The 5039-nt window shown below is 41.6% G+C and carries 7 protein-coding genes; all 7 read right to left on the bottom strand.

Features of this window, described 5'->3' with window-relative positions:
• Window positions 1-37: 37 nt before the first annotated feature.
• Window positions 38-1027, bottom strand: coding sequence for a CPBP family intramembrane glutamic endopeptidase (locus HMPREF1647_RS01045; protein WP_035431331.1), 990 nt, complete (start codon window positions 1025-1027; stop codon window positions 38-40).
• 87 nt (window positions 1028-1114) lie between these two features.
• A complete protein-coding gene (locus HMPREF1647_RS01040) occupies window positions 1115-1723 on the bottom strand; it encodes an L-2-amino-thiazoline-4-carboxylic acid hydrolase (RefSeq protein ID WP_035431328.1) in 609 nt (202 codons plus the stop codon).
• A 112-nt stretch (window positions 1724-1835) separates the two neighbouring features.
• Window positions 1836-2603, bottom strand: coding sequence for a nucleoside phosphorylase (locus tag HMPREF1647_RS01035; protein ID WP_035431326.1), 768 nt, complete (start codon window positions 2601-2603; stop codon window positions 1836-1838).
• Window positions 2604-2656: 53 nt separating this feature from the next.
• The gene (locus HMPREF1647_RS01030) at window positions 2657-3403 is read right to left on the bottom strand and encodes an alpha/beta fold hydrolase (RefSeq protein ID WP_035431324.1); all 747 of its coding nucleotides are present in this window, start codon (window positions 3401-3403) and stop codon (window positions 2657-2659) included.
• A gap of 165 nt (window positions 3404-3568) precedes the next feature.
• The gene (locus HMPREF1647_RS01025; RefSeq protein ID WP_035431322.1) at window positions 3569-4291 is read right to left on the bottom strand and encodes a DUF6710 family protein; all 723 of its coding nucleotides are present in this window, start codon (window positions 4289-4291) and stop codon (window positions 3569-3571) included.
• 243 nt (window positions 4292-4534) lie between these two features.
• Entirely contained in the window at window positions 4535-4837 is a 303-nt protein-coding gene (locus HMPREF1647_RS01020) for an IS30 family transposase (RefSeq protein ID WP_262363765.1), read from the bottom strand.
• Between the two features lie 22 nt (window positions 4838-4859).
• Window positions 4860-4997: a hypothetical protein gene (locus tag HMPREF1647_RS06960; protein WP_262363764.1), complete on the bottom strand. Its 138-nt coding sequence runs from the start codon at window positions 4995-4997 to the stop codon at window positions 4860-4862.
• Window positions 4998-5039 lie beyond the last annotated feature (42 nt).

The raw sequence follows: 5039 nt of genomic DNA, 5'->3' as shown, positions 1-5039 counted from the left end.
CTATCTATGAAATTAGAATTTAATGAAATTTGGTTAGTTATGAAGAAGCGTTTGTGGGCTCACCGGGTTTCTCGGTAGGCTTCTTTGTAAAGAGCTTGCCAGATTTCCTGAGCTGATAGGCAAGAATCAGGATAGTTACCAGCATAACAAGCGTGCAAACGATGGAACCTTCTGCGCCAAAGCTACCGCCGGTAAGCCAATCCGGGCCACTGCCAGGGGCAAACTGCAGCAAAGAACTGCCTGTAGTGCTACCGCTTACCAGAACTCCAAAGATGTTGCCCTGAGCAAAGTTCCAGGCTCCGTGAATGCCAGCGGCTCCCCAGAGATTGTCAGTTTTGATGATATAGAACGTCTCTAAGATGCCAAAAAGAATCAGGTCAATCAGAGACTGCATGGTAAAGCCGCTGTTAAACATATGGAGAAGACCAAATAGACTGCTCGAAACCACGATTGCAATAATTTTATTGGACTTCTCTGCCATGACAGGAAGAAGCCAGCCCCTCGTGATAAGTTCTTCTGTTCCGCCCTGAATCAGCCAAAACGGAATAGTGAGAAGAACAAAGCCGAATGCATAAGGCGTAAAAGTAGTGCCAACTAATTGATAAGATCCGGTCAAAATGAGGATCAACATCACAACAGAGAAGAGAAGAATTCCTAGACCAAAGCCTTTGAACAGCTCTTTCTTCCAGTTGTCTTTGTAAAATCCTAGGGTAGCAATCGGACGTTTTTCAAAGAGTTTTACCCACAGGAAAAAGAGACCTGCAATAAAGACAAAGGAAAGAAGCGTTACCAGAAGATAGTAGTCTCCAAAAATCTCTCTCAGATTGAGGGAATCGGAAAGGCGATCTGGAAGATCTGGGTGCGCCATGTAGTAAGGGGCAATAATAAGTGCTGCTGAGATGGTCATTACAATGGCGCCAATAATTTGCCCAACGACCAACAAGAAAACGGCTAAAAAGGGACTAAGCCAAGCTGGAGTTAGTCTCTTTGCCTGCTTGACGTCGGAAAACATACGATTTTCTTGCATAAAAAACTCCTAGTAAACGTGCTCAAATCACGTCATGTAGATGACAAAATTTTAGCGACGGTGCAGGCAAACAGCGTCTACCTGCGGTTAGTTCTCCTTATACTCTAAGAGAAAATCGCAACAATCGCCACCGTGGCCTATGGTTTTTGTGCGGCCCCAGATAAGCTGTGGATGCAAATTACCGTATCCTGCATCGTCGCTATCACAGTATGCAGCGGTTATTTCGGGGCAACCGTATCTTTTAGTTATCTCATAGTAGGGACAGCTCACAATATTGAGGCGAGCTTCGTTACCATGACTTTCTGGATATTCAAAGGCAAATCCCGCGCTTGATGTGCAGCTTTTCTCGATACCTGATTTAAAGAGATGAGGAAACTTGCGAGCAAGGCCAAACGTTTTGATGGCCCATTGGAACAGAGGAACCCGCTTGGCGGCAAATCGCTGGAAATATTCGCGAATATACCAGACGGCCTTTTCTTGTGGGATGCCCTCTACGCGTAGAGCTTCATATATTGCAATACCAGGGTAAATGCGTTTGAAAGAGTGAGCACGGAGTTCTTTGGAATCGGATGCATTTTCTGTACAGAGCGCCTCGAATCGCGTTTGAGCTGCCTGTGCAATCTGATCTGCTTTTGCTTTGCCGAGGTCCTCGGCGGCTATTGCGCACGTATCTTTGATGAGCTGCTGAACTTTCATACGAGCCTCACTAGTCGTAAAAAATGCCCTGATGAAAAGCTAAGTAGTGCACGTCAACAATTGTACGCTTAAATTTTACGGAGCGCAGAAAGGGTGGATGACCGGTAATGGCTTAGGTAAAGTTCTTTACTATCTCCAGACCAAGAAGCAGTGCCTTTTCATGCGAATCTTTGCCAAAGTCCCTCTCGTCATATTCGTGAACGTTTGCCAAAGAGTCTGCTGTAAAAAGGAACTGTCCAAACTGTGCCCCTCGTTTTCTGCAACAGGCGGCTAGTGCCGAGCATTCCATCTCTACAACTGAGCATCCTTCTTGCAGGCGATACTTAACCATATCCTTTGTTTCACGGAAGAAACCGTCAGTAGACCAGGTGGTACACATCTCAAAAGGGAGACCGTCTTTTTTGAAGGTCTCTTCTATGACAGAAATTGGTTCCTTATCAAGCTCTATATATCTTGATGCTGGGAGATAGTGATAGGACGTTCCTTCCGCTCTAAGAGCTTTAGTTGGGACGAGAAAGGCATTCTCTTGTATCTCTTTTAGAACGCCGCATGAACCAACTGCAATTACTTTCTTGCATCCACAGCTAACAAGTATGTCCATTACCTGTGTGGATGAAGCAGATCCAGTAGGAGACTGAACTAAACAGATTTTTTCGCCATAGGAATCTAAAACGTAGACTTTAATGTCTCGAGAAACGGTCACGATTGTTTCTACGACTTCCGCTCCGTGCTGGTTGGCGTAATCGTGGACAACGTCTCCAAGAAATGCAAAGAGGCACTTTTCTGGTAGCTGACCTGCGGTCCATTCGTGATCTGCTGAAATAACCTCTGGGGAGGCATCGTCATATTCTAAAAGAGGTATTTCGTTTTTTATAATCACGGGGAGCTCCTGAGTTTTGGAGGACAGAACGATGGGCGGTGGACGGCAAGCGTCTATTGAGCATTAATCATGTCTAGAAGTTCTTTTGTATAGTCTTCTGGGTAATTGATAGAATACTCGCCATGATATAAGCCTTTCTTTATTTCAAGAACGCTACCAGGCAGTGCCTTATGCAATTGCTCTGCTGAACGGATCATCTTTTTCTGTTCTTTTTCTCCGACAAGTATACGGACTTTGGCGTGGACATTTTGAAGGTTGGGTTTTATCTCATAGGATGTATTTGCTTCCAAGAATGCAATCATGTTTTCTTTTGAGATTTGTGACGTGTCCCGATAATAGTCTTCAAATAAATCTTTACGAATATGAAGATAGTCAAATTGCATTTGAGCAAAGCACTTCTTTTTCACTAAGCCATAACTTAGAGAAAACATTGGTTTAATTAGGGCATTTGTCAGCCTAGATGGAATAACAGATGCACTTTCAATGACAGCGTTTTGACAGATTGAGTTTCGTTGCGCAAGCATTTCAACTAAAATCTGCGCACCAAGGGACAGACCTCCAATAAGGAGAACTGAGCCTCCAAATTCTTTATCGATAAAAGAAATGAGCCGACTTGCGTTTTTCTCAATACTTATAAAATCATTGTCGCTGCCTGCATGTCCGTCAAGGATTGGCAGCACAACGTGATATTGATTCTTTAATAGTTCAGCCTCAGCTTTATAGTTCCACCAAGATAAACCGCCACCATGAAGCAGCATGATTACGTCGTTATTTTGTTTTCCAAACTCTACCGTTTTCATAGCTGCTCGATTCAGTTTGCGACTTTAATCTAAGTCCGAGAAAGAACTACAACACACTCGACATGAAACGAGTGAACACTAAGTATGTCAAGTAGTTGAGTTCGTATGTGGGAATATATCAATAAACCTTTTAACGATAGCTTAAGGTTATCGTTAAAAGGTATGTTATCTCTCATAGATTGAATTTGAGTAATTTCCATCGAGTAAATATCTCCCCAATTCAAAAATCACTCCAGAATAAAACAATATGTTTTCATCATATTCCATTTCAATAATTGTATTGTCCTCAGCTTTAATATAATTAGCACCATCGAATTTTACCTTATCATAAAGTGATGTAAAATCTTTTATTTCATTGATTACAGTTTCCCCTTTGTTTTGGTATCTCGCAGATAATTGAGAATGGTTGCCGCCTGTACAAACAACTATATTCATTGGATATAAATAATGATTTTGTATATTCCAACTGAAACGAACACCGTCAAACACATTATTATTGTTTATACCTATAAAATTATCGAGTATTCTTTCTCCATTCCAAGGGTTTAGTAAAATAGGTAATTTATTAATATCTATCTTAATAGGTTCTTTTTCTATAGGAATTGTTTTTCTATTTAAGAATAAGCAACTTTCAATTTTCGAATAAATTTCTTCTATTAAGGAATTATCTTGCGCATGATGCCCCTTCTCAAGGACTTGTAAAGCTTCCTCATAGTTTAGATGTTCAACTATGATTTCGATGAAAACTTGTGCACATTGTGCTGAATCATGCCCCAAATAATTATTATTTACTAGGTTTAAATATCCTTGAAATCTATCTCTCGTTATTTTGTTTTTATCTGTTTCTGTTTCACAGTTGATATTGTTTTTCTTTAGGAACTTAAACATTTCTTACCTCCTAAGGATTAGCGTTTATTTTTAATTATTTTATCATTAATAGAAAACCTCCGCACAAACCCAAATTTATGAAACTTCTTTATTAATTTTTATATGCAAAAATTGCAATAACAAGTTGAACATTGACAGTTGAATAGTCTATCAGGCAGCACAGGAGTAAATCCGATTCAGTTCATCCTTGAAGAGCTTGTCCGGGGTGCGGTAGCCGAGCGACTTCCGTGGAAGGCCATTGCATCAGATCTTAATCTGAGCAAGCTGTTCGTCGGAGTAGCTGCCGATTCGTTTTCCCTTAGGGATGAATCTGCGGATCAGTCCGTTGTGGCGCTCCATCGAGCCCTTCTCGCATGAGGTGTAGGGATGGGCGAAGTAGATTAGTGTTTTGCTCAGACCCTCCAGGTCAGACAATGTCGCAAACTCGGAATCGTTATCTGTGGCGATCGTCTTCAAGACATCATTCCAGTGTTCCTTATACTGAGAGCGGACTGCCGACAACGCAGCCATGACACCGTTCGGGTCACGTCTAGGAACGCGAATCATCCTGTACTTTCGGGTCATTCGCTCAATCATGGTCAGAAGGACATTGATATTGATCCTTCAGCAGTTCAGCCTCGGCTTTATAGTTCCACCAAGATAAACCGCCACCATGAAGCAGCATGATTACGTCGTTATTTTGTTTTCCAAACTCTACCGTTTTCATAACTGCTCGAATCAATTTGCGACTTTAATCTAAGTGATATAT

The organism is Lancefieldella parvula DNF00906 (assembly GCF_000758945.1).
Lineage (GTDB): Bacteria > Actinomycetota > Coriobacteriia > Coriobacteriales > Atopobiaceae > Lancefieldella > Lancefieldella parvula_C.
The sequence above is the reverse complement of the archived record's forward strand: the minus strand, read 5'-3'. Positions and strand labels throughout refer to the sequence as shown.